1 protein-coding gene is annotated in these 636 nt (G+C 66.8%); it reads right to left on the bottom strand.

The features are described 5' to 3' along the window. Positions 1-12 precede the first annotated feature (12 nt). Entirely contained in the window at positions 13-540 is a 528-nt protein-coding gene (locus tag PMES_RS16345; RefSeq protein ID WP_159966770.1) for a hypothetical protein, read from the bottom strand. Positions 541-636: the final 96 nt, after the last annotated feature.

Here is a 636-nt window from a genome sequence, read left to right as displayed (position 1 = left end):
GCAGAAGCGCATTCATTGCTGCACCGCCTTTCCCGCAGCGGCGACACGACGCGGTGCACGCCGTTCGACTGTAAAGCTGCGCTGTTGGCCGACACCTGCTTGAGACCGGCGTCCGACCCGGCGGTCGGCCGCGATGTCGCGCTCTGCGTGGATACGGCCGCGAACGGCGTTCATCGCGTCGAAGGGATTGCCGTCGAGGCGGCCGAGCACCGGCGCGCCAGTAGCACGACAGATGACGAAACCGCTGTGGCTCAACGGCACGAGCAGGCGGCGCGCGCCGACGAAACGGGTCGGCTCATTGAGCCCGGCGGAGAGGTAATCGGTCCGGCGGCGAACATGCACCTCGTAGCCGACATTGGAACGCCGGCGGGAGGTGGTGCCGTAGGCGAGCAGCGCGTAGCGCTTGCCGCCATGCTCCTCGAGATCGAGAATGAGGCAGGGCCGGGCCTTGGGCCGGCCCGTGTGGCCCTCCTCGGCAAGCGGGAAGCGAAAGGAAACGATGTCGCCGTAAGACAGGTGATCCTGCCAGGCCGCGGTCATCGTGAGTTCGGTTGGGCGTTGTTGCGTAACTCACGCCTGAGACATGATGCCCCCTTTCCCCGCCGTCATCAGTCCACGCGGACGATCTCGGCCGTT

This window comes from Profundibacterium mesophilum KAUST100406-0324 (genome assembly GCF_009835145.1).
GTDB lineage: Bacteria > Pseudomonadota > Alphaproteobacteria > Rhodobacterales > Rhodobacteraceae > Profundibacterium > Profundibacterium mesophilum.
This window is presented reverse-complemented; position numbering and strand designations above follow the sequence as displayed.

Coding starts and splice junctions, on each gene's coding strand:
- PMES_RS16345 (WP_159966770.1), bottom strand. CDS start 540: ATGACCGCGGCCTGGCAGGATCACCTGTCTTACGGCGACATCGTTTCC.